This window comes from Streptomyces sp. NBC_00554 (assembly GCF_041431135.1).
Taxonomy (GTDB): Bacteria; Actinomycetota; Actinomycetes; order Streptomycetales; family Streptomycetaceae; genus Streptomyces.
In genome coordinates this window covers 653,465-675,605 of sequence record NZ_CP107799.1, presented here as the reverse complement: position 1 = coordinate 675,605, position 22,141 = coordinate 653,465, and the positions used below count along the sequence as shown (strand labels likewise).

The window sequence follows — 22,141 nt, the reverse complement described above, 5'->3', positions numbered from 1 at the left end:
CCTTGCGCGTACTGCTGACCGGACACCAGGGCTATCTGGGCACCGTGATGGCCCCGGTGCTCGCGGCCGCCGGACACGAAGTCGTCGGCCTCGACGCCGGCCTGTTCGCCGACTGCGTGCTTGGCCCGCAGCCCGCGGACCCGCCCGGGCATCAAGTGGACCTGCGCGACGTCACGGCCGAGCACGTGGCCGGGGTGGACGCCGTGATCCACCTGGCCGCGCTGTCCAACGACCCGCTGGGATCGCTGGCGCCGGAGCTCACCTACGACATCAACCACCACGCCTCCGTACGGCTGGCCCGGCTGGCCCGCGAAGCCGGAGTGCGGCGCTTCCTGTACGCGTCGACCTGCTCCGTCTACGGCGCCTCCGGTGGAGAGGGCCTGGTCACCGAGGACGCCCCGCTGCGCCCGGTGACGCCGTACGCGGAGTCCAAGGTGCGCGTGGAGGACGACCTGCACGCGCTCGCCGACGGCGACTTCACCCCGGTGTTCATGCGCAACGCCACCGCCTTCGGCTACTCGCCCCGGCTGCGCGCCGACATCGTGCTCAACAACCTGGTGGGCCACGCACTCCTGTCCGGCGAGGTCCTCGTGCTCTCCGACGGCACCCCCTGGCGCCCGCTGGTGCACGCCGCCGACATCGCACGGGCCTTCACGGCCGCGCTGACCGCGCCGCGCGAAGCGGTGCACGACCGGGCGTTCAACATCGGCAGCGAGATCAACAACGTCACGGTCGCCGAGATCGCCGAGCAGGTCGCCGAGGCGGTGTCCGGCGCGAAGGTGGTGATCACCGGGGAGAACGGTGCCGATCCGCGGTCGTACCGGGTGGACTTCTCCCGGTTCCGCGCCGCGATACCCGGCTTCGACTGCGAGTGGACGGTGCAGCAGGGCGCGCTCGAACTCGCCGACGCCTACCGGAAACACGGCCTGACCCGGGAGGACTTCGAGCAACGCTTCACCCGCCTTGCCGTGCTGCGCGCGGCGTCCGACGCAGGGACCGTCGACGACACCCTGCGGTGGCGCCGATGACCGCGGCAGGCGAGGAGATGCACGCGCTGGTGGAGCGGTTGTACCCGCTCTGCCGGAGCATCACCGGCGACGGTGTGCGCGCCACCCTGGAGATCGTCAACGAGTACATCCCGCTGCAGATGCACGAGGTGCCGACCGGTACCCAGGTGCTCGACTGGACGGTGCCGCAGGAGTGGAACATCCGGGACGCGTACGTCGCCGACACCGCCGGCAACCGGGTCGTCGACTTCGCCGCGTCCAGCCTGCACGTGCTCGGCTACAGCGTGCCGGTGTCGCGGACCATGCCGCTGTCCGAGCTGCGCGAACACCTGCACACCCTGCCGGACCACCCGAGTTGGGTGCCGTACCGCACCAGCTACTACAAGCCGGAGTGGGGGTTCTGCCTGGCCCAGGAGGCCTTGGACGCGCTGCCGGACGGCGAGTACGAGGTGCACATCGACTCCACACTCGCCGACGGCCACCTCACCTATGCCGAGCATGTGGTCCCCGGGCAGGTCGCCGACGAGGTGATCGTCTCCTGCCACGTCTGCCACCCGTCGCTGGCCAACGACAACCTGGCCGGCATCGCGGTGGCGACGTTCCTGGCCCGGGCGCTGGCGCAGGAGACGCCGTACTACACCTACCGGTTCATCTACGCGCCCGGCACCATCGGGGCGATCACCTGGCTGGCCCGCAACGCGGAGCGGATCGAGCGAGTCAAGCACGGTCTGGTGCTGGCCTGCGCCGGTGACTCGGGCCAACTCACGTACAAGCAGAGCAGGCGCGGCGACGCGGAGATCGACCAGGTGATGCGGCATGTGCTGGCCGCCTCCGAACGCCCCCACCACGTCACCGAGTTCACTCCGTACGGCTACGACGAGCGACAGTTCTGCTCGCCCGGGTTCAATCTCGGCGTGGGCTCGCTCAGCCGGACCCCGTACGCCGGCTACCCCGAGTACCACACCTCGGCGGACAACCTGGACTTCGTCTCCCCGGAGGCGATGGCGGACACGCTCGCGGTCTGCCGCGAGGCGTTCGCCGTGTTGGATCGCAACCGGCGGTACACCAACCTCAGCCCGTACGGCGAACCTCAGCTGGGCCGGCGTGGGTTGTACGACTCGCTCGGCGGCCGCAGCGACGCGAAGCAGGCCCAGATGGCCATGCTCTGGGTGCTCAGCCTCTCCGAGGGCGAGCACAGTCTGCTGGACGTCGCCGAGCGGTCCGGGCTGCCGTTCGACACCGTCGCCGCCGCGGCCGGTGCCCTGCACGGCGCCGGGCTGATCAAGGCATGACGCCGATGACCACCGAGGGGGAGAAGGCGAAGGCGCCGCCCGGATCCGCCAGACGGGCCCTCGTCGGCCGGCTGTCCTGGGGACTGGCCGACCAGGCGGCCTCCAGCGTGAGCAACTTCGTGGTGGGCATCTACGTGGCCCGCTCGCTGGGCGTGACCGCGTTCGGCGTGTTCAGCCTCGCCTGGGTGACCTACGGCGTGGTGCTCAACGTCTCCCGCGGCCTTGCCACCGATCCGCTCGTGGTGCGTTTCAGCGGCGTGCCGGACGCGTCCTGGCGCGGGGCGGTTGCCCGGTCGTCGGGTACCGCCCTCGGCGTAGGTGCGGCCCTCGGCGTGGTGTGTCTGGCGGCCGGGCTGGGCCTCGGCGGCCGCGTGGGGCCCGCGTTCGCCGCCCTTGGTGTCATGTTGCCCGGGCTGCTCCTGCAGGACGCCTGGCGGTTCTCCTTCTTCGCCGCCGGCGCCGGGCGGAAGGCGTTCGTCAACGACGTCGTGTGGGGTGTCGCGCTCGTCCCGGCCATGGTGGTGGCGGCCCGGGTGGGCAGCGTGGCCGCTTTCGTGCTCGCCTGGGGCGCCTCCGCCACGGTGGCGGCGGGCCACGGCTACATCCAGTCCGGCATCCGGCCCCGGCTGACCGAGGCGCGCGGGTGGCTTCGCGAGCAGCGCGATCTCGGCTACCGGTACCTGGTCGAGAACGTCAGCCTCAGTGGCGCGAGCCAGCTGCGGGCGTACGGGCTCGGCGCGATCGTCGGGGTCGGCGCGGTGGGTGCGGTACGGGGCGCCGAACTCCTGCTCGGCCCGTTCCTCGCCGTGCTCATGGGGCTTTCGCTGGTCACCGTCCCGGAGGCGGCACGGGTCCTGCGGCGGGCCCCGCAGCGGCTGGGGAAGTTCTGCCTCCTCCTCGGCGGCGGGCAGGCCGCCGCCGCGCTGCTCTGGGGCGGGGCACTGCTGCTGATGCCGAACCGGCTCGGCCAGTTCACGCTGGGCGACGTCTGGCACTCCGCCTCGGAACTCATCGTGCCGGTCACCCTCGGCGTCGCGGGCGCGGGCCTCGGCACCGGCGCGGCGGCCGGGCTGCGCGCGCTCGGCGCGGCTCGGCGCAGCCTGCGCTCCCAACTGTTCGCCTCCGCCTGCTACGTCAGCGGCGGGCTGGGTGGGGCGGTCGTCGCCGGCACGGTCGGCTCGGCCTGGGGCGTCGCCGCCGCAACCGTCAGCAGTTCCGCCGTGTGGTGGCTGCAACTGCGGTCCGCCCTGCGCGAGCGCCACCGCAATCCCATCCCCGAAGTGAGGACCTCATGACCGCCCAACCCAGGCTGAGCATCGGCCTGCCCGTGTACAACGGCGAGGAGTACCTGGCCGAGTCGCTCGATGCCCTGCTCGGTCAGACCTACGAGGACTTCGAGCTGGTCATCTCCGACAACGCCTCGACCGACGGCACCCAGGAGATCTGCCGCAAGTACGCAGCCCGGGACTCGCGCATCCGATACCTCCGGCTGCCCCGGAACATCGGCGCCACGCCGAACCACAACCATGTGCTCGCCGAGTCCCGCGGCGAGCTGTTCAAGTGGGCGTCGCACGACGACCTTTACGGCCGCGACCTGCTGCGGCGCTGCGTCGAAGCGCTGGACGAGCGGCCGGACATGATCCTCGCGCACACCGGCCAGGCGGTCATCGACGGCGACGGCCAGGTGACGGTCCCCTACGACTACGGGCTCGCCACCGACTCGCCGCACGCGCCGGAGCGCTTCCGCAGTCTGCTGTTCGAGCCGGGTGGCGACGACTTCTACGGGGTGATGCGGGCCGACATGCTGCGCCGGGTGAAACCGATGGACAGCTACCACCACGCGGACCGCACGTACGTCGCCGAGATCACCCTGCACGGGCCCTTCCACCAGGTGCCGGAGCTGCTGTACTTCCGCCGCGACCACCCCACGCGCGCCGAGCGGGCGAACCCTTCCAAGCGCTCCCGGTGCGTCAACCTGGACCCGCGCCGGGCAGGCCTGCTGCACCCGACGCCCCGGCTGCTCGCGGAGTACATCTGGGGCTTCGCCTCGGCGATCCGGCGGGCGCCGTTGTCCCCGGCCGACCGGCGCGCGTGCTACCGCCACCTGGCCGCGTGGATGACCAGCCGGGTCCGGCCGGGCGCCGGCGAGCGGATCGAGGACCGCGCCCCGGTCGATCCGGCCCAGCTCACGGTCTCCGTCGACGCCCTCGTCGCCGGCCGCGAGGGGAGGCAGGCATGACGTCCGGGGACGAAACTCCGGTGCGCGTCGGGGTGTTCGGCCTGCTCGGCTCCGGCAACCTCGGCAACGACGGATCGCTCGAAGCCCTGCTCGGGTACCTCCGCGCCGCACACCCGGAGGCGCTGGTGGACGCGCTGTGCGGCGGGCCCGAGGCCGTGACGACCCGGTTCGGGATCCCCGCGACGCGGCTGCACTGGTACCGAGGGGAGTACCGGACCGCTTCGCGTGCGGGCGCCATCGCGGGGAAGGGCCTGGGCAAACTCGTCGACGTCTTCCGCACCGCTGCCTGGGTGCGCCGGCACGACGTGGTGATCGTGCCGGGCATGGGCGTCCTGGAGGCCACGCTGCCGCTGCGGCCGTGGGGCTTCCCGTACTCGCTGTTCCTGCTCTGCGCATCCGGCCGCCTGTTCTCCACCCCTGTCGCGCTGGTCGGCGTCGGCGCCGCGACGATCGGCAACCGGCCTACCCGGCTCCTGGTCCGCTGGTCGGCGCGGCTGGCCGCATACCGGTCGTACCGGGACGCGCAGTCCCGCGACGCGATGCGGACGATGGGCGTGGACACCGCGCGCGACGAGGTCTACCCGGACCTCGCGTTCGCTCTGCCGACGCCGCGGGCGAGCGCGCCCTCGGACCCGTCGGCACCGCCTGGCCCGGTCTGCGTAGGCGTCATGGACTTTCACGGCGGCAACGACGATCGCGCCCGCGCCGATGAGATATACCGGCGCTACCTCGACGGGACGATCCGGTTCGTCCGCACGCTGGTCGAGGAGGGCAGGGCGGTCCGGCTGCTCACCGGTGACGAGTGCGACGCGTCGGTGGTCGCCGCGATCCTCGACGCGGTGGACTCGCCGCTGGTCACCGATGCCGAGCCGTCCTCACTGGCCGACCTGATGAAGGAGATGGCGGCTGCCGACACCGTGGTGGCGATCCGCTACCACAACCTGATCTGCGCGCTGAAGACCGGTACGCCGGTGCTCGCTCTCTGCTACGCGGCGAAGAGCGACGCGCTCATGGCGGAGATGGGCCTCGGCGCGTACTGCCACCCGGCGCGCGAGGTCGACGCCGACCGACTGCTCGAGCAGTTCCGCGCGCTGGAGAAGCGTTCGGCCGAGCTGCGCCAGACCCTCGCCGAACGGAACCTGGCCGCTGCCCGGCGACTCGAGCACCAGTTCAACTCCTTGACCGCGGCCCTGTTCCCGGCGACCGACCACGTCCACACCTTGCGGAAGGCTCCATGAAGGCGATCGAAGTCCCGGAGATCACCGGCGCGTACCTGTTCGAGCCGACGCCGTACGCCGACGAGCGCGGCTTCTTCTGCCGCACCTTCGACGCCGACGTGGTCCGCTCGGTGGGCCTCGACCCGGACGCCTTCATCCAGGACAGCCTGTCCCGTTCGGTCCGGGGGGTGTTGCGCGGCCTGCACCTGCGCTCCGGCGCAGGCGAGGCCAAGCTGGTGCGGTGCTCGTACGGGAGGATCTTCGACGTCGTCGTGGACCTGCGGCCGGGCTCGCCGACGTACCGCAGCCGGGCCTTCTTCGAGCTGTCCGGCGAGACACAGGTGACGCTGTACATCCCGGCGGGGTGCGCGCACGGCTTCCAGGCGCTGACCGAGACCGCCGACACCTCGTACCGGATCGACCGCCCGCACGATCCGGCCGAGGACGTGACGATCGCCTTCGACGACCCGGAGCTCGCCATTCCCTGGCCGCTGCCGGTCACATCGATGTCCCAACGGGACCGGGAGGCGCCGAGCCTCGCCAAGGTCCTGCAGCACAAAGAAAGTTGAGGTCGGCGTGCCCACCGAAGACACCCAAGAACTCCTCCTGCCCCGCTCGCGGATGGCGAACGAGCGGCTGCACGCCCTGATCCCCGGTGGCGCGCACACCTACGCCAAGGGCGACGACCAGTACCCCGAGAACCTGGCTCCGGTCATCAGCCACGGCCGCGGTGCCCACGTGTGGGACGTCGACGGCAACCGCTACATCGAGTACGGCTCCGGCCTGCGGTCGGTGAGCCTCGGCCACGCCCACCCGCGCGTGCTCGAGGCGGTGCGGAGGGAACTCGACCGCGGCAGCAACTTCGTCCGGCCGTCCATCGTGGAGGTCGAAGCTGCGGAACGCTTCCTGGCCACGGTGCCGACCGCCGAGATGGTGAAGTTCGCGAAGAACGGCTCCGACGCCACCACCGCCGCGGTGCGTCTAGCCCGCGCCGTCACCGGGCGCCCGCGGGTGGCCATCTGCGCCGACCATCCGTTCTTCTCCGTCGACGACTGGTTCATCGGCACCACGCCGATGTCCGCCGGCATTCCGGCGGCGACCAACGAGCTCACCGTGGCGTTCCCTTACGGGGACCTGGCCGCCACGGAGGAGCTGCTCTCCCGGTACCAGGACGAGGTCGCCTGCCTGATCCTCGAACCCGCCACCCAGTCCGAGCCGCCGCCCGGCTACCTCGCCGGCCTGCGCGAGCTGGCCGACCGGCACGGCTGCGTACTGATCTTCGATGAGATGATCACCGGCTTCCGCTGGTCCGAGGCGGGTGCCCAGGGCATGTACGGCGTCGTCCCCGACCTCTCCACGTTCGGCAAGGCGTTGGGCAACGGGTTCGCCGTCTCCGCGCTGGCCGGACGCCGCGAACTGATGGAGCGGGGCGGGCTGCGTCACTCCGGCGACCGGGTGTTCCTGCTGTCCACCACGCACGGTGCGGAAACGCACTCCCTGGCAGCCGCGATGGCCGTGCAGACCACCTACGTCGAGGAGGGCATCACCGCGCGGCTGCACGCCCTCGGCGAGCGGTTGGCCGCCGGTGTCCGCGACGCCGCGGCCGGGATGGGCGTCGGCGACCACATCGTCGTCCGGGGCCGGGCCAGCAACCTGGTCTTCGCCACCCTCGACGAGAACGGGCAGCCGTCGCAGGAGTACCGCACCCTGTTCCTGCGCAGGCTCCTCGCGGGCGGGGTGCTGGCCCCGTCGTTCGTGGTGAGCAGCGCGCTCAGCGACGCCGACATCGACCGCACCGTCGATGTGGTGGCTCAGGCATGTGCGGTGTACCGGAAGGCACTGGACGCCGCTGACCCCACCCCCTGGCTGGCCGGGCGGCCGGTGAAGCCCGTGTTCCGCCGCTTGGTGTGACGGGACGTCACCGACGCTCGTGCTGACCGGCGTCGGCCGTCCGGTCGACCAGCCGGTCAGCCGTCCGGTCGACCAGCCACGCGGTCGCCGGTATCACCGCCAGCGCGGTGCACCAGCCGCCGAGGACGTCGGTCGGGTAGTGCGCGCCCAGGGCGACCTGCGCCCATCCCATCGTGGCTCCGGCAACCACCGCCGCGGCGAGTACGAGTAGCGTGCCGGCCGTCCTGTCGAGGCCGAGCCGGGCGGTCGCGAGCAGCGCCACCATGAGGGCGAGCGCGGTGAGGAAGGCGGTGTGCCCGCTCGGGTAGGACAGGTTGTCGTCGCCGTGGATGGTGCGTCCCACCAGCGACTTGAGCAGCGTCGCCGTCCCTACGGTCATGCTGACGCCGACAACGATGAGTACCGCCGCGCGAGGACGCCGAAGCAGCAGGCAGCCTGTCACGGCGGCCAGGACCAGCAGCGCCGCTCCGGCGGGCTCTCCCAAGAAGTCCGTGGCCAGGGCGACGCGTCGCCAGGGCGGCCGCACACTGTCCGCCGTCGGGTCGATGATCCACCTGTCCACCCTGCCGGGCTCGCTGTGACCGGCGTACAGGACCCCGAGCACGATGACCACCAGCGCGGCCAGGGCCGCGATCAGCCCGAGCCACGCGCGCAGCGATGGGGGCAGCGTCGCGGGCGCCGGCCGGCCGGTCACACGCCCACCGCGTCCGGTCGACCTGCGGTAGTGACCTTCTTGCCTGCCGTACGCAGCGTCGGGCGTTGCGGGATTACGTCGTCGCCCTGCAGGCGCCCTGGCACGTACTGGTCTTGGCCGATTTCCCGGTCCGTCCCGGCCAGGCGATCCAACGCGAGCCCCCCGTCGTGTCCGACCTCACTTGTCACCCTAACCAACAAACCGGTCGCGGCAAACCGCCGTCGGAATGCCGGAGTTGTAGCGGGCCGACAAGTGGCGCCATGCCGAGCGAGCCCAGCTTGGTAATGGGATCCATTTTCATATAGCGTGAGCTTCGCCAGCCCACCCACCACAGGAGACCGACATGGCCGTCCCCAAGCGGAAGATGTCCCGCAGCAACACCCGCCACCGCCGCGCCCAGTGGAAAGCGGCCCCCGTGCAACTCGTCACCGTCACCGTGGACGGCTCGTCCCACCTCGTACCGCAGCGACTCGCCAAGGCGTACGAGCGCGGGCTGCTGCGCCCGGGGGGCTGACGTGCGCGCTGCCTTCGTCGGGAAGGGCGGCAGCGGCAAGACCACGCTGTCGGCCCTCTTCTCCCGCCACCTCGCGCACTCCGGAGCGCCTCTCGTCGCCATCGACGGCGACATCAACCAGCATCTGGCCCAGGCCCTCGGTCTCGGCGACGACGAATCCTTCACCGCCGCGCCCCTCAGCGCACGGCTGGGCGAGATCAAGGACTTCTTGCGGGGTGACAATCCGCGCATCACCTCACGCGAGGCCATGGTCAAGACCACCCCGCCGGGACGGGGTTCGCGTCTGCTGAGGCTCCTTGGCGACGACGCCGTGCACTCCCACCACATCCAGGACGTGGACGGCGTACCCCTGATGGTCACCGGCGAGTTCGACGAGAGCGATCTCGGAGTGGCCTGCTACCACTCCAAGCTCGGAGCCGTCGAGCTGTACCTCAACCATCTCGTCGACGGGCCCGGTGAGTACGTCGTCGTCGACATGACCGCCGGCGCGGACGCCTTCGCCTCGGGCCTGTTCACCCGGTTCGACATGACCTTCCTGGTCGCCGAGCCCACCCGCAAGGGTGTCTCGGTGTACCGCCAATACCGCGACCACGCCGAGGAGTTCGGGATCCCGATCGCGGTGATCGGCAACAAGGTCACCTGCGAGGACGACGTTCTCTTCCTCAAGGAGCACGTCGGCGACGACCTCCTGACGTACTTTCAGCACTCCTCCTGGGTACGGGCACGCGAACAGGGCCGTCCACAGGGCGACTTGGAACCGCACAACCGCCACGCCCTGAGCCAGCTGCGGACCGCACTGGACGCCCGTACGAAGGACTGGACGGCCTTCCAGGCACATGCCGTCGACTTCCACCTCCGCAACGCCGCCGCCTGGGCCGACCGGGCCACCGGCAGCGACCTCTCCGCGCAGATCGACCCCGGCTTCCGGCACGGCCCGGCAGCCTTCGCACCGAACCCCGCATGAGCGACCACGACACGGCCGACGAGGCGGCTGCGGCCCGCCGTCGGCGCGGCTGTGCGCAGCCGAAGACGCGGCCGTACACAGCCGACGCACCACCGCGCACCACCCGAACCAGCTAGCGACAGGACTGCCCTTTCATGTCACTCGACGTCTCCCCGAAGCTGCTCGCCGAAGCCGAACGCGGTCAGGTCCGCGAACAGGACTTCGTGGAAACCGTCCGAACCTCCCTGCCTTACGCCTACGACCTCATCGCCGCCTTGGTCGGCGAACTGCGTGACGGCGCACGGGAGTTCGCCGACAACCACACCCCGCCGCCCTCGGAGAAGGAGCGTGGCCAGCTGCTGCGGGCGCTGGCCAGCGACGCGATCCGCTCCAGCCTGGAGAGGCACTTCGGCGTCACCCTCGCCTTCATGAACTGCCACCGCGTCGCCGTCTTCCGCCCCGAGGCACAGGGCGGCGAGACCCACACCCGGTTCACCTCGCTGCGCTCGCAGATCCTCAACCAGTCGCCCGAATTCCGCGACTGCTGAGCCTGAGCCGACAGATGCGGGTGGGGCCGTTCGGCGGAACGGCCCCACCCCGCGTACGTCAGACCGCCGGATCCGTGAGGGACTGCTCGGCCCAGATGATCTTGCCCTCGGAGGTGTAGCGGGTGCCCCAGCGCTGGGTGAACTGGGAGATCAGGAACAGCCCGCGGCCCCCCTCGTCGGTCGTCTTGGGATGGCGCAGGTGCGGGGCGGTCGCGCCGCCGTCGAAGACCTCGCAGATCAGGGCCTGATCGGTGATCAGCCGCAGCCGGATGGGGCCGGAGGCGTGCCGGATGGCGTTGGTGACGAGTTCACTGACGACCAGCTCGGTGGTGAAGGCCAGCTCGTCCAGGCCCCAGGTGTGCAGCTGCTGCGTGCTCGACTTGCGGGCCTCGGCGACGACGGCCGGGTCGATGGGCAGGTCCCAGGTCGCGACCTGCTGGGCACCCAGCCGACGGGTACGGGCCAGCAGCAGTGCCACGTCGTCGTAGGGCCGCGTCGGCACGAGATCGTCCACGATGCGGCGGCACAGTCCGTCCAGCGGCTGCCCGTGCGCCTCCAGCGCGCGGCGCAGGCGCTCCCTGCCGGCCTCCGGGTCCCGTCCCGTACGGGGTGTGGCGATGAGACCGTCGGTGTGCAGCGCCAGCACACTGCCCTCCGCGAGATTCAACTCGAGCGACTCGAAGGGCAGGCCGCCCACCCCGAGCGGGGGACCGTGCGGGAGGTCGGCGAACGTGACGGTGCCGTCGGGATCGACGATCGCGGGCGCGGGATGGCCCGCGCCCGCCATGGAGCACTGCCCGCTCACCGGGTCGTACACCACGTACAGACAGCTGGCGCCGACCGCCTGCATCCCGCTCGTACGGTCGTCGGCTCCGGTGCCCTCCTCCCGGGCGGCGCGGCTGACCACGTCGTCGAGGTGGGCGAGCACTTCCTCCGGGGTCAGGTCCAGGTCGGCGAGGGTCTGTACGGCGGACCGCAGCCGCCCCATGGCCGCGGCGCCGTCGATACCGTGACCGGCGACCTCGCCCACCACCAGGGCGACCCGGGCTCCGGACAGGGGAATCACGTCGTACCAGTCCCCGGCGAGACCGGTCAGTTCGTCGGCGGGCCGGTAGACGGCGGCGACCTCCACCGCGTCCTGGTCGGGGAAGCGGTGGGGGAGGAGGTTGCGCTGGAGGATCAGGGCCGCGTCGCGCTCGCGGGTGTACCGGCGGGCGTTGTCGACGCAGAGGGCGGCCCGGCCCACGAACTCCTCGGCCAGGCTCAGATCGTCCTCGTCGAAGGGGTCCTGGCGGCTGCGCCGGAAGAACGTGGTGATGCCCAGGGTGACGCCGCGGGCCCGGACGGGCACGATCATCACGCTGTGCAGCCCGAGATCGAGGAAGGAGGCGGCCCGGCTCCCGGGGGTACCCGTGGTCCACTCCTTGGCCAGCGGGTCCAGCCGTTCCTCTCGCCAGGACTCGCCGTCGGTGAGAGATCTGATCGGGGGAGACCCGGCCACGTAGGACGCCACATCGCCGATCCCGACGGCGGTTTCGGGGACCCCGCCCTGCACCGACTGGTGCCCGGCGCGACGCAACGGCACCGCGTCCGCGTCGCTCCGTGGACCGGGCGCCGGCTCGCCTCCCTTGAGCACGGACTCCAGCAGGTCGACCGCGACGAAGTCGGCCAGCCCCGGCACGGCGACATCGGCCAGTTCCTGCGCGGTCTGCATGACGTCCAGGCTGCGGCCGATGTGCTCGCCTGCCCGGTCGAGCAGGGCGAGCCGCCGCCGGGCGCGGTAGCTCTCGCCGATGTCGACGACGGTGTAGTACACACCGATCGGATGGCCGTGGTCGTCCTCCAGACGGATGAACGACATGGCGTGGGACGTCTCGCGGTGCGGCGCGGAGCGTAGGCGGCCCACGTGCTCGTACGCGACCACCGGGTCGCCGGTCTCCAGCACCCGGAGCATCTGCGCCTCGATCCGCTCGGCGTCGAGGCCGGGCTGGATGTCGGCGAGCCGCCGTCCCAGCCGCTGCTCGGGCGGGCCCCCGCCGAACTGCTCCAGCGCGGCGTTCGACCAGACGTACCGCAGGTCCGGGTCCACGATCGCGATGCCCACCGGGGAACGCGAGGTGATCCGCTCAAGGACCGACCGGCTCATGTGCCACCCGGGGCCGTCGGCCAGCTCGGCGAGCAGCACCACGGAGCGGACCGGGGCCCCGGTCGCCCGCAGGGGGACGACACGCACCATCAGCTTGAGCGTGTGCCCGTCCCGGTGCTGCGCGGACAGCAGCCCGACCCAGCCGCCGTCTTCGTGGCACCGATCGGCCAGGTCGGGGATGCGCGCCGCGTCCTCGGGAATCAGCAGGTCGGCCGCGGGCCGTCCCAGCACCTCGCCCGCCGGGTACCCCAGCAGCCGTTCGGCGTCGGCGGTCCAGCTGGTCACCGCCATACGGGCATCGAGGAGCAGTGGCACGGCGTCCGCCATGTCGAAGCGCTGCCGGGCCGGCACGTCCCGTTCCTTGCTCGAACCCACCGCGACCCTCTCCGCTCCCCGAAGGTGGTCTTACCCCCTCGTTGCCCATTCTTCACGTTGTACGACTGTCGCGCGGGCTTTGGTGAGTCGCACGGCGGGCCGTGCCGGGGCCGGATGCGGATTTCGCGGCGGCCCTCGGCCCGTGGCGTCCGAAGAGCCCCTCGGTGTGCTGGTCGCAGGTGGCCGGAGCTCGGGCGATCGTATTGAACGAAAGTGATCGATACGCTTGTGGGCGTACAGTGACCACACGGGATCACGCTCCGCGTTGGCCCGTAGTTCGTCCCGTCCGGCCTTGCCTCAGGGGGAGCCCATGCGACTGCACGTCGACCAGCGTCACGAGCGCGTACTCGAACTCGTCCGGGAGCGCGGCAGCCTCCGGGTCGCCGACCTCGCGGCCGAACTCGGTGTCTCGGCGGTGACCTTGAGGCGTGACGTGGAGACACTCGCCGCGCAGGGCCGGGTGCAACGGCTGCACGGCGCGGTGGTCTGGCCGGGCGACACCACCGCCGAGGCGGAACCCCGGCAGGAGAGCGCCGAAGGCGCCGTGATCGGAATGATCGTGCCGACCACGAACTACATCTTCGCGGACATTGTGCGAGGCGCCCGCGAGGCCGTCGGGGCCCAGGGGGGCCGCCTCGTGCTCGGCATGTCCGGCTATGTCGACACCGAGGACCCGATGCAGGCGGAGCACCTGATCGCGGGGGGCGCGCAGGGACTGCTCGTCGCGCCAAGCTGGTTCGGCGGCGTCCCCGCCGGCGGGCAGGAGAAATGGCTCCTGGAGTGCGAGGTGCCGACCGTCCTGGTCGAGCGCTCCGCGCCGGCCGGGAACCCCGCGGCGGCTCTCGACCGGGTGCGGACGGACCGGGCGCACGGGGCGGCGGTCGCCGTCGGTCACTTCGCGTCCCTGGGGCACCGCCGCATCACCGCCGTGCTGCAGGAGGGGCCGCACGCCGCGCAGATCTCGGCGGGCTATCTCGCGGCGGTGCGGTCGCTGGGCCTGGACGTCGACGAGGGCGCGCCGACCGTCCGCGAGCACGGCGACTACGAAGCCTCCCTCGACTATCTGGCCGAGGCCGTGGAGAAGCGGGGCGTGACGGCGGCCCTCGTACACAGCGACGAGGACGCGATCGTGCTGGTGCCCAAGCTCCAGGCGCGCGGCATCAGCGTGCCCGGGGACCTCGCCCTGATCGCGTACGACGACGAGGTCGCCGGCCTCTCGGACGTGCCCCTGACGGCCATCGCCCCGCCCAAGCGCTCGGTGGGGGAGCTGGCCGCGAAACTGCTGCTCCAGCGCCTCGCGGAACGCCGGAGCGGACAGCATCCGGCGCCCCGTCAACACCTCGAACTTCTTCCCGAGTTGAGGATCCGTTCGTCCTGCGGTGGCGAAGCGCTCGAGGCATGAGCGTTTTTCGATCGTTGTGATTGTATTGGTCGAACGCTCTTGACTCTGATCGTGCGCGCACAAAAGATGTCCTGCATCCGCCTCTTCCCGTACGAGGTCTTGTAGGAGACGTGTCATGTCGCGCACTTCACGCTCGTTCCGCATAGCCGCCACCGCCACCATCGCCGCCCTGGGAATGTTCGCCACCGCATGCGGTGGCGACGGCGGTTCGACCGACACGAAGTCGGACGGCAAACCGGTGACCATCGAGTACTGGACCTGGACTCTCGGGGCCGAATCGACGGCCGAGGCGTTCAACAAGACGCACAAGGACATCCAGGTCGAGTTCAGCGAGATCCCCAGCGGGACCGAGGGCTACAGCAAGCTGGCCAACGCGGTGAAGGCGGGCAACGCACCCGACGTGGCGACCATCGAGTACCAGATGGTCCCGGAGTTCGCGAGCCAGGGAAACCTGGTCGATCTGACCGAGTACGCCGGTGAAACGGTCAAGTCGAAGTTCCCCGAGTCCGTCCAGAGCCTGGTGAACTTCGGCGGCAAGACCTGGACCGTTCCCTACGACGTCGCACCGCAGCTCTACTACTACCGCACCGACCTGTTCAAGAAGTACGGCATCGAAGTCCCCAAGACCTGGGACGAGTTCAAGACGGCCGCCGCGAAGGTCAAGAAGCAGGACAAGAACGCCCGCCTGGCCTCCATGCCGAAGTCCGACCCCGCGCTGCTCGCGGCCCTGTCCTGGCAGGCGGGCGGCAAGTGGTTCGCCACCGAGGGCGACGCCTGGAAGCCTGCCGTGAACGACGCCGCCACCAAGAAGGTCGCCGCCTACTGGGACGGCCTCATCAAGGACGACCTCGTGCAGTCCTTCACCGGCTACAGCCCCGAGGAGACCAAGGCCCGCACCTCCGGCGACACGCTTTCCTTCCTCGGCGCCTCCTGGTCCGCGGGAGGCATGAAGACCGCGATGCCGGACCTCTCGGGCAAGTGGGCCGTCGCTCCCATGCCCAACTGGGGCACAGCCGCCAGCGGCAGCTACGGCGGCAGCTCCTACGGCGTCCTGAAGGGCAGCGAACACGCCGAGGCCGCCGCCGAGTTCATCGAGTGGCTCACCACGAACAAGGCGGGCGTCGAGGCCCGCCTCGCGGACCTGGAGTCGCCGAGCAGCGCCCTGCCGGCCAACCCGGAGATGCGTGAGGTCGCCGCCGCGAGGTTCGACACCTCGTACCTGAACGGCCAGGACCTCTACACGCTCGCCTCCGAGCAGGTCGACACCATCGTCCCCGGCTGGACGTGGGGCCCGAACCAGGTGGACGTCTACACCGCGGTCCAGGACGCGGCGGCCAAGTCCGGCTTCACCGGCGGCGTCGACGCCGGTCAGGAGAAGGCCGAGTCGGGCATCAAGGAGCGCGGGCTGAAGCTCGCCGAGTGACGTGGCGGGTCCGGTCGTCGACGGCCCGTGTCCGCACGGGGCTCGGACACGGGCCGTCGCCGGCCCCCGCCACCGGCTGTCTCCCGCCCAAGCCTCCCTGAAGCGCCCAGCCCGCCAAGGAGCCCACCGTGGCAGTACCCCTCGCCCGAACCGCGAAGCCCGTGAGCAGACTCCCGGGGAAACCCCGGGACACCTCGAATCTCCGACGCAGTCAGCGCCGCGCCGTCGCCCTCCTCATCACCCCGTTCTTCGTCCTCTTCGCCGTGGTCATGGCCGCGCCCATCGGCTACGCCGTGTGGATGAGCCTCTTCCAGGAGCACTCCTCGGGCCTTGGATTCGGCGGCACGGAGCGGGTGTTCTCCGGATTCGGCAACTTCACCAAGGCCCTGTCGGACGCGGGCTTCCGGGACTCCTTCGTACACATCGCGCAGTACTGCGCGCTCTACATCCCGGTGATGATCGGCGGATCGCTCCTTCTCGCGCTGCTGGTCGACTCCGCACTTGCCCGCGCCAAGCGGTTCTTCCAGCTCGCGCTGTTCGTGCCGCACGCGATCCCGGGGCTGATCGCCTCGATCATCTGGATCTACCTGTACACCCCGGGCCTGAGCCCCGTGCTCGACTGGATCGGCGCCCTCGGCGGCTCATGGAACTTCTACAGCAACGACCACGTGCTCTCGTCGATGGTCAACCTCTGCGCCTGGCAGTGGATCGGCTACAACACGGTCATCTTCTATGCCGCCCTCCAGGCCGTACCGCGCGAAGTGATCGAGGCGGCCGTCGTCGACGGAGCGGGCGCCATCCGCACCGCCCTGCGGATCAAGGTCCCGATGATCGCCTCGGCGGTCGTCATGACCGTTCTGTTCACCTGTGTCGGCGCGATCCAGATCTTCACCGAGCCCAAGCTCCTCAATCAGCGGGGTGCGCCCACCATCGACACCGAGTGGTCACCCACCCTGTTCATCTGGAAGGCCGGCTTCGTGCAGCACGACTACGGTCTCGCCGCCGCCGCGTCCCTGATCCTCGCGCTGCTCGGCGTCGTCCTCTCCTACGTCGTCACCCAGCTCGGCAACCGGTGGAAGGCGGCGTCATGAGCACCCTCACCCAGGCGGCAGACCCGGCCGCGGCACCCGCCGAGCGCAAGCCGGCCCCGGCCGCCCGCCGCCGCTCGCCCAACGCTCTGCTCTCCAAGGGCATCGTCAACGGCCTGCTGATCGTCGCCGCCCTGTACACCCTGATGCCTGTCACCTGGCTGCTCTTCGCCGCCACCAAGAACCACGGCGACCTCTTCGCCACAGCGGGCTTCTCCTTCGGAGACTTCAACCTCTTCGCCAACCTGCACCACGTGTTCACCTTCAACGAGGGCATCTACCTGCGCTGGTTCGGCAACAGCATCCTGTACTCGGTCGTCGGCTCCGCCGCCTCGACGTTCCTGTGCGTCGCCACCGGCTACGCCTTCGACAAGTACGACTTCCGGGGCAAGGAGAAGCTGTTCGGCCTGGTCCTTGGCGGAGTGCTGGTCCCCACCACGGTCATCCAGCTCCCGATGTACCTCCTCGCCACCAAGGCCGGCGTCGTCAACACCTACTGGGCGCTGCTGCTGCCCGCCCTGGTCAACCCCTTCGGCGTCTACCTCGCCCGCGTCTTCTCCGAGGGATACGTCCCGAACGAGGTCCTGGAGGCCGCCCGCGTCGACGGCGCGGGCGAGCTGCGCACCTTCGCCGGGATCGCCCTGCCCATGCTCGCGCCCGGCTTCATGACCATCTTCCTGTTCTCGTTCACCGCCAGCTGGAACAACTTCTTCGGCGCCCTCGTGATGCTCAACGACGAGAAGCTCTATCCGGTCAACCTCGGCCTGTTCATGTGGAACAGCGTCACGCAGCAGCAGCCCGAGTACTACTCGCTCGTCATCACCGGCTCACTCGTCGCCGTCGTCCCGCTGATCGTCGCCTTCGTCTGCCTCCAGCGCTTCTGGCGCTCTGGCCTGACCGCCGGCGCGGTGAAGTGACCATGCCCGTACCGGAAGGCACCCTCTTGAACGGCCCGCACGTCGTACCGTCTCCGCGCACCGTCCTTGCCATGGGCAGCGAGATCCACGGTTCCCTGCTCGCCGACGCCGCCTTCGACCGGCTGCGACATGTCGCCTCGGTGGACACCTCGCTGCACATCACGGACTTCACCCGCGCGGATCCCGCCGTCCTGGCCGACACCGAGGTCCTCTTCACCCACTGGGGCGCCCCGCTGCTCACCGAGGAAGCGCTGCGCCGTATGCCCCGGCTGCGGGCCGTCATCCACGCGGCAGGTTCCATCAAGCACCACGTCACCGAATCCGTCTGGGAGCGCGGTATCGCCGTCTCCTCCGCGGCAGCCGCCAACGCCCTCCCCGTCGCGGAGTTCACCCTTGCCGCCATCCTCTTCGCGAACAAACGGGTCCTGGATGCCGCCCGCGCCTACACCCAGGCACGCGAACAGCCCGCGCTCCTCCCGTACTTCACCGGATACGGCAACTACCACCGCACCGTCGGCATCGTCGGCGCCTCCCGCATCGGACGCCGCGTCGCCGAACTGCTCCGCCCGCTCGACCTCGACGTCCTCCTCTACGACCCCTACCTGGACCGGAACGAGGCCCGAGCCCTCGGCGTCGACCTAGTCGACCTCGACGAACTCGTCCGGCGCAGCCACGTGGTCACCATCCACGCACCCCAACTCCCCGAAACACGGCACATGTTCGACGCGCGCCGGCTCGCCCTCCTCCAGGACGGCGCGACGCTCATCAACACGGCGCGCGGCTCCCTGGTCGACACCGACGCGCTCATCGAGCGCCTCGTCTCCGGGCGCGTTCACGCCGTTCTGGACGTGACCGAACCGGACGTACCCCCCGCCGCTTCCCCGCTCTACACGCTCCCCAACGTGCTGCTCACCCCGCACATCGCGGGCTCCCTCGGCAACGAACTCGGCCGTATGACGCACTGGGCCGTCGACGAGGTGCGGCGCTACGCCCAAGGCCTCCCGTTCACCTACGGAGTCGGCCCGGACGAGCTGACCCGCTCGGCCTGAACAGGAGCACCACATGGCCGACCATGTCCTGGTCGTCGGCATCGACGGCGTACGCCTCGATGTGCTGCGCCGGCTGCCCACCCCGCACCTGGACGCCCTCGCGGCCGACGGCTTCCTCACGCCGGTCGAGGTAGACGCGCGCACGCCCACTATGTCCGGCCCCTGCTGGGCGACCGTCGTCACCGGAGTGGGCGTCGACAAGCACGGCGTGTGGAGCAACGACTTCACCGGCCACCGCCTCGACGTCTTCCCCGACTTCGCCACCCGCCTCGCCCGGCAGGACGGCCGCCGCACCTTCGTCGCCGCCGGCTGGCAGCCGCTCATGCAGGTCCGCGACGGAGGACCGCTGTTCAGGGCCCCGTCCAGGTCCGCGTACATCGCCCCGGCCGAGGACACCCCTGCGGCATGGGAGCAGTGCGACGAACGGATCACCGAGGAGGCGGCAGGAGTCCTCGCGCGCGACGACATCGACGCGTCCTTCGTCTACCTCGGCGCTCCCGACGAGACCGCGCACGTCCTCGGCTGCGGAGCCGCGTACAAGGAGGCGGTGCTGCGCGCCGACGAACGCGTGGGACGCCTGCTGGACGCCGTGCGCTCCCGGCCCGCGTACGACGGCGAAAGGTGGACGGTGCTCGTCGTGACCGACCACGGCCATGTCGACGCGGGCGGGCACGGCGGCCGTTCCGTGGAGGAACGCACGGCCTGGCTCATCGCCGACGGCCCCGGCATCACCTCCGCGCCCCCACAGGTGCGCCATGTCGACGTCGCAGCCCAGGTGTTCGCGTCCCTGGGCTGCTCCGCCGACCGGCACTGGACTCTCGACGGGCGGTCTTTCAGCCGAGCTTGACGGTGATCTTCTGGGTGACGCCCGCGGTGGTGCTGAGGTTGCCGAAGGTGAGCGTCAGGGCGGAGCCCGTGGTCGCCGAGGTGACGGTCGACGGCTTGGCGGTCACCGAGGCGACGGCCCTGTTCCAGGTGAGGGTGAGGCCGGTCTGCATGCGCATCGGGTCGCTGACGCAGATGACCGCCGTGCCGTCGCTCTTCTCGCTGATCATCACGGCGCACGGATTGCTCGCGGTGAGATCGCCGACCGTACCGCCGAACCAGAAGTTGACCCCGGTGAAGCCGAGTGAGGGGACGCTGACGCCCTGCTGGCTGTCCGTGTTGGCGAGGACGGTCAGCCAGCTCGTGGCGGCGGCACGCGTCTGCGTCTGGGCGGCGGTCGCGCCCGGCATGAGCAGATAGGCGTACGAGCCGCCGGTCGGGTTGGTGCCGTGGTCGACGTACATCGTCAGGTACTTGCGGTTCAGGACCGTGGTGGCGCCACCCGTGTTGATGGCGCTCCACTTGCCGTCGCGGGCGTCGCGCAGCGCCGTGAAGGTCGCTCCGCCGGGGAAGACGTACCCTCCGTGCCCGCCGATGTGCGCCCACGTCGCGCCGGTGAGCGTCTCCGACCACGGGTAGCTGGCCGGCTTGGTGACGCCGTCGACCTGGAAGGGGGTGCTGCCGGTGGGCCCGAGGTTGCGGTTCTCGATCGTCGACTCGACCGCCGTACCGTCCGTGCATTTGATGCCGGCGCCGAGACAGACGATCGAGTCGTCCAGGCAGAACCACGACTTCTTCGCCAGCAGGGTGCTCTGCAGGCCCTTGAGGTACTGGCCGATCGCGGCCCGCTGACCGTCCGTGGCGCCGCCGACCCAGTTCACGTCCGGCAGGGAGGCGCCCCAGTCACCGCCCGCCGCGTCCGCGAGCACCTTGCGCGAGGCGGTGGTGCCGGGCAGCCGGTAGGGGTCGACGGTGGGCCAGAAGGCGTCGCTGTACTGGCCGTTGCCGAACGTGTCGCCCCACCAATAGAGCATTCCGGAACCGGTGTGCCAGCCGTGCAGGTTCTCTCCGTTGCCGGTCTCGTAGTACGTGATCCGGCGGTCGGCCATGCTGATCGACGCGGCCCAGCCGGGGCGGCGGTGCGTGGCCCGGGACATGTTGGTGAACAGCCGGTGCCCGGTGGGCTCGGCGACGGCGGAGACCGTGGTGTCGTCCTGAACTCCCTTGAGGCGGGCGAGACTTGTGAGCCCGATGGAGGGGTTGCTCATGGGCGGGCTGTAGTAGTCGCGCTGCATCCAGCCCTTCACCAGGCCACGCCACCGGGCGTTCTCCGTGTTGCTCGCGCCCTGCCCGAGCAGCACGATCGCGGCGAGGATCGGATGGCCGCGCAGATGGTCGTCCTGCTGGATCTGCTTGGCGTCGGACGCGGACAGACCGCGGCTGACCGCCCGCCCGGAGACGCCGTCCATGACGAGCCCGTTGTAGAGGAAGGGCGCCCAGGCGTTCTCCACCGCGTCGAAGACGATCTGCCGGTTGGAGTCGGTGACTTCCCAGGTGGATCCGGTGAGCAGCGCGAAGAGCATGCCGAGGCCGCCCAGCATCACCGAACCGTAGGAACCGGTGTAGGGCACGGTGGTGTGCTGGATGAACGAGCCGTCGGTGTAGAGCCCGTCCCCGCCGCTCACGTAAGGGAAGACGGGGGAGAGCGCGTCCCGGGCCAGCGCGACCTTCGCGGAGCTCGCGCCGACGACGCCCCGCAGCGCAAGGACCCGGCACAGGTCGACCCGGTTGGCGCCGGTGCTCGTGCCGGTGTAGGAGGAGACCGCCGAGTCCGGTACGAAGTGGTCCACCGCGTTGAGGTAGTCGGTGAGCTGCGCGGCCGACAACTGGTCGTACATCAGGACGCACACGTCGAGCAGCGCCTGCGGCGCGCCGATCTGCCAGCTGTACCAGTTGCCGTAGCGGACCTGGGTCTCGTTGTAGACCTCGGAGTAGAGGTGGTCGAGCCCGGTGAGGATGTCGTCCCTGAGACCGGTGTCGCCGGTGAGTCCGGTGCCCTGCTGCGTGTACGCCTGGGCGAGCGTGTTGAGCCGGTTGTAACTGGCGTTGAGGTTGCCGGAGTAGCCGTACGACTCCTGGTCGGTGTCCGGTTCAGGATCGGCGTAGCCGAGGTCCGGCCACAGTGAGCCGGACGTGGGCGCCATGGTGGCCTGCAACTGGCCTACGGTGGTGCCCAGTTCGCTGAGCCGGGTCTTGAAGGGTTCGGCTGTGGGGCTGAAGCCCTCGCCGAGGATCAGGGTGCGCCATTTCGCGCGCAGGCTCGCGAACTCGTCCGCGGCGGCGGAGATCTCGGTGGAGGTGAGGGGAGCGGCGCCGGCGGTGGTGTGCACCCCGAGCGCGAGGGCGGTACCGCTGCCGGCGGCGAGGAAACCACGGCGTGACCAACGAGTCGTCATGACGGCGGTTTCTAGCACGGGATCGCTCAAACGCTCAATACCTGTTGATGAATTGAGCGTATCGATCGCTTGCGGTGATGTGGTGTTCGGCTGAA

General features: G+C 70.5%; 18 protein-coding genes and 1 pseudogene. 16 read left to right on the top strand and 3 right to left on the bottom strand.

What is annotated here, in order from left to right; all coding sequences use genetic code 11:
* Positions 1–2: 2 nt before the first annotated feature.
* Genes OG266_RS03165 through OG266_RS03135 form a run of 7 tightly spaced genes read left to right on the top strand, consistent with a single transcriptional unit; the run spans position 3 to position 7,666 of the window.
* Complete coding sequence (locus tag OG266_RS03165; RefSeq protein ID WP_266471587.1) at positions 3–1,028, top strand: NAD(P)-dependent oxidoreductase; 1,026 nt, start codon at positions 3–5, stop codon at positions 1,026–1,028.
* Positions 1,016–2,299: a DUF4910 domain-containing protein gene (locus OG266_RS03160; protein ID WP_371542439.1), complete on the top strand. Its 1,284-nt coding sequence runs from the start codon at positions 1,016–1,018 to the stop codon at positions 2,297–2,299. Before OG266_RS03165 ends, OG266_RS03160 begins: the two co-directional genes overlap by 13 nt.
* Positions 2,296–3,594 carry a hypothetical protein gene (locus tag OG266_RS03155; protein WP_371542436.1) on the top strand — a complete coding sequence of 433 codons (1,299 nt, stop codon included), beginning with the start codon at positions 2,296–2,298 and terminating at the stop codon, positions 3,592–3,594. Before OG266_RS03160 ends, OG266_RS03155 begins: the two co-directional genes overlap by 4 nt.
* The gene (locus tag OG266_RS03150; RefSeq protein WP_371542433.1) at positions 3,591–4,538 is read left to right on the top strand and encodes a glycosyltransferase family 2 protein; all 948 of its coding nucleotides are present in this window, start codon (positions 3,591–3,593) and stop codon (positions 4,536–4,538) included. Before OG266_RS03155 ends, OG266_RS03150 begins: the two co-directional genes overlap by 4 nt.
* Positions 4,535–5,776, top strand: a complete 1,242-nt coding sequence (locus OG266_RS03145) for a polysaccharide pyruvyl transferase family protein (RefSeq protein ID WP_371542430.1) — start codon at positions 4,535–4,537, stop codon at positions 5,774–5,776. Before OG266_RS03150 ends, OG266_RS03145 begins: the two co-directional genes overlap by 4 nt.
* Positions 5,773–6,324: a dTDP-4-dehydrorhamnose 3,5-epimerase gene (locus tag OG266_RS03140; protein WP_329543747.1), complete on the top strand. Its 552-nt coding sequence runs from the start codon at positions 5,773–5,775 to the stop codon at positions 6,322–6,324. Before OG266_RS03145 ends, OG266_RS03140 begins: the two co-directional genes overlap by 4 nt.
* Before the next feature lie 7 nt (positions 6,325–6,331).
* Positions 6,332–7,666 carry a glutamate-1-semialdehyde 2,1-aminomutase gene (locus OG266_RS03135; RefSeq protein WP_371542427.1) on the top strand — a complete coding sequence of 445 codons (1,335 nt, stop codon included), beginning with the start codon at positions 6,332–6,334 and terminating at the stop codon, positions 7,664–7,666.
* Between the two features lie 7 nt (positions 7,667–7,673).
* On the opposite strand, the gene OG266_RS03130 is transcribed toward OG266_RS03135, so the two are convergent.
* Complete coding sequence (locus tag OG266_RS03130) at positions 7,674–8,360, bottom strand: phosphatase PAP2 family protein (protein WP_371542424.1); 687 nt, start codon at positions 8,358–8,360, stop codon at positions 7,674–7,676.
* Positions 8,361–8,703: 343 nt separating this feature from the next.
* Between OG266_RS03130 and rpmF the strand changes: the two genes are divergently transcribed.
* From rpmF to OG266_RS03115, 3 genes are all read left to right on the top strand, one after another.
* Complete coding sequence (gene rpmF / locus OG266_RS03125) at positions 8,704–8,874, top strand: 50S ribosomal protein L32 (RefSeq protein WP_371542421.1); 171 nt, start codon at positions 8,704–8,706, stop codon at positions 8,872–8,874.
* A 1-nt stretch (position 8,875) separates the two neighbouring features.
* Positions 8,876–9,838, top strand: a complete 963-nt coding sequence (locus OG266_RS03120; protein ID WP_266471575.1) for an ATP-binding protein — start codon at positions 8,876–8,878, stop codon at positions 9,836–9,838.
* 134 nt (positions 9,839–9,972) lie between these two features.
* On the top strand, positions 9,973–10,365 hold the full coding sequence (locus OG266_RS03115) for an SCO5389 family protein (protein WP_371542418.1): 393 nt from the start codon (positions 9,973–9,975) through the stop codon (positions 10,363–10,365).
* 58 nt (positions 10,366–10,423) lie between these two features.
* On the opposite strand, the gene OG266_RS03110 is transcribed toward OG266_RS03115, so the two are convergent.
* Positions 10,424–12,838: a SpoIIE family protein phosphatase gene (locus tag OG266_RS03110; RefSeq protein ID WP_371552629.1), complete on the bottom strand. Its 2,415-nt coding sequence runs from the start codon at positions 12,836–12,838 to the stop codon at positions 10,424–10,426.
* A 358-nt stretch (positions 12,839–13,196) separates the two neighbouring features.
* Between OG266_RS03110 and OG266_RS03105 the strand changes: the two genes are divergently transcribed.
* From OG266_RS03105 to OG266_RS03080, 6 genes and pseudogenes are all read left to right on the top strand, one after another.
* Positions 13,197–14,288 carry a substrate-binding domain-containing protein gene (locus OG266_RS03105; protein WP_266471572.1) on the top strand — a complete coding sequence of 364 codons (1,092 nt, stop codon included), beginning with the start codon at positions 13,197–13,199 and terminating at the stop codon, positions 14,286–14,288.
* 115 nt (positions 14,289–14,403) lie between these two features.
* Positions 14,404–15,711 carry an ABC transporter substrate-binding protein gene (locus OG266_RS03100; RefSeq protein WP_266471570.1) on the top strand — a complete coding sequence of 436 codons (1,308 nt, stop codon included), beginning with the start codon at positions 14,404–14,406 and terminating at the stop codon, positions 15,709–15,711.
* A 128-nt stretch (positions 15,712–15,839) separates the two neighbouring features.
* Positions 15,840–16,802 (top strand): carbohydrate ABC transporter permease, encoded by a 963-nt coding sequence (locus OG266_RS03095; protein ID WP_371542414.1) that lies wholly within the window; start codon positions 15,840–15,842, stop codon positions 16,800–16,802.
* The gene (locus OG266_RS03090; RefSeq protein WP_266471567.1) at positions 16,799–17,716 is read left to right on the top strand and encodes a carbohydrate ABC transporter permease; all 918 of its coding nucleotides are present in this window, start codon (positions 16,799–16,801) and stop codon (positions 17,714–17,716) included. The genes OG266_RS03095 and OG266_RS03090 overlap by 4 nt, the downstream gene beginning before the upstream one ends.
* Positions 17,717–17,718: 2 nt before the next feature.
* Positions 17,719–18,765, top strand: coding sequence for a hydroxyacid dehydrogenase (locus OG266_RS03085; RefSeq protein WP_266471565.1), 1,047 nt, complete (start codon positions 17,719–17,721; stop codon positions 18,763–18,765).
* Positions 18,766–18,778: 13 nt separating this feature from the next.
* A pseudogene (locus OG266_RS03080) lies at positions 18,779–19,591 on the top strand (alkaline phosphatase family protein); the annotation flags it as partial.
* Positions 19,592–19,598: 7 nt separating this feature from the next.
* On the opposite strand, the gene OG266_RS03075 reads toward OG266_RS03080, so the two are convergent.
* Complete coding sequence (locus OG266_RS03075) at positions 19,599–22,046, bottom strand: polysaccharide lyase 8 family protein (protein ID WP_371542410.1); 2,448 nt, start codon at positions 22,044–22,046, stop codon at positions 19,599–19,601.
* Positions 22,047–22,141: the final 95 nt, after the last annotated feature.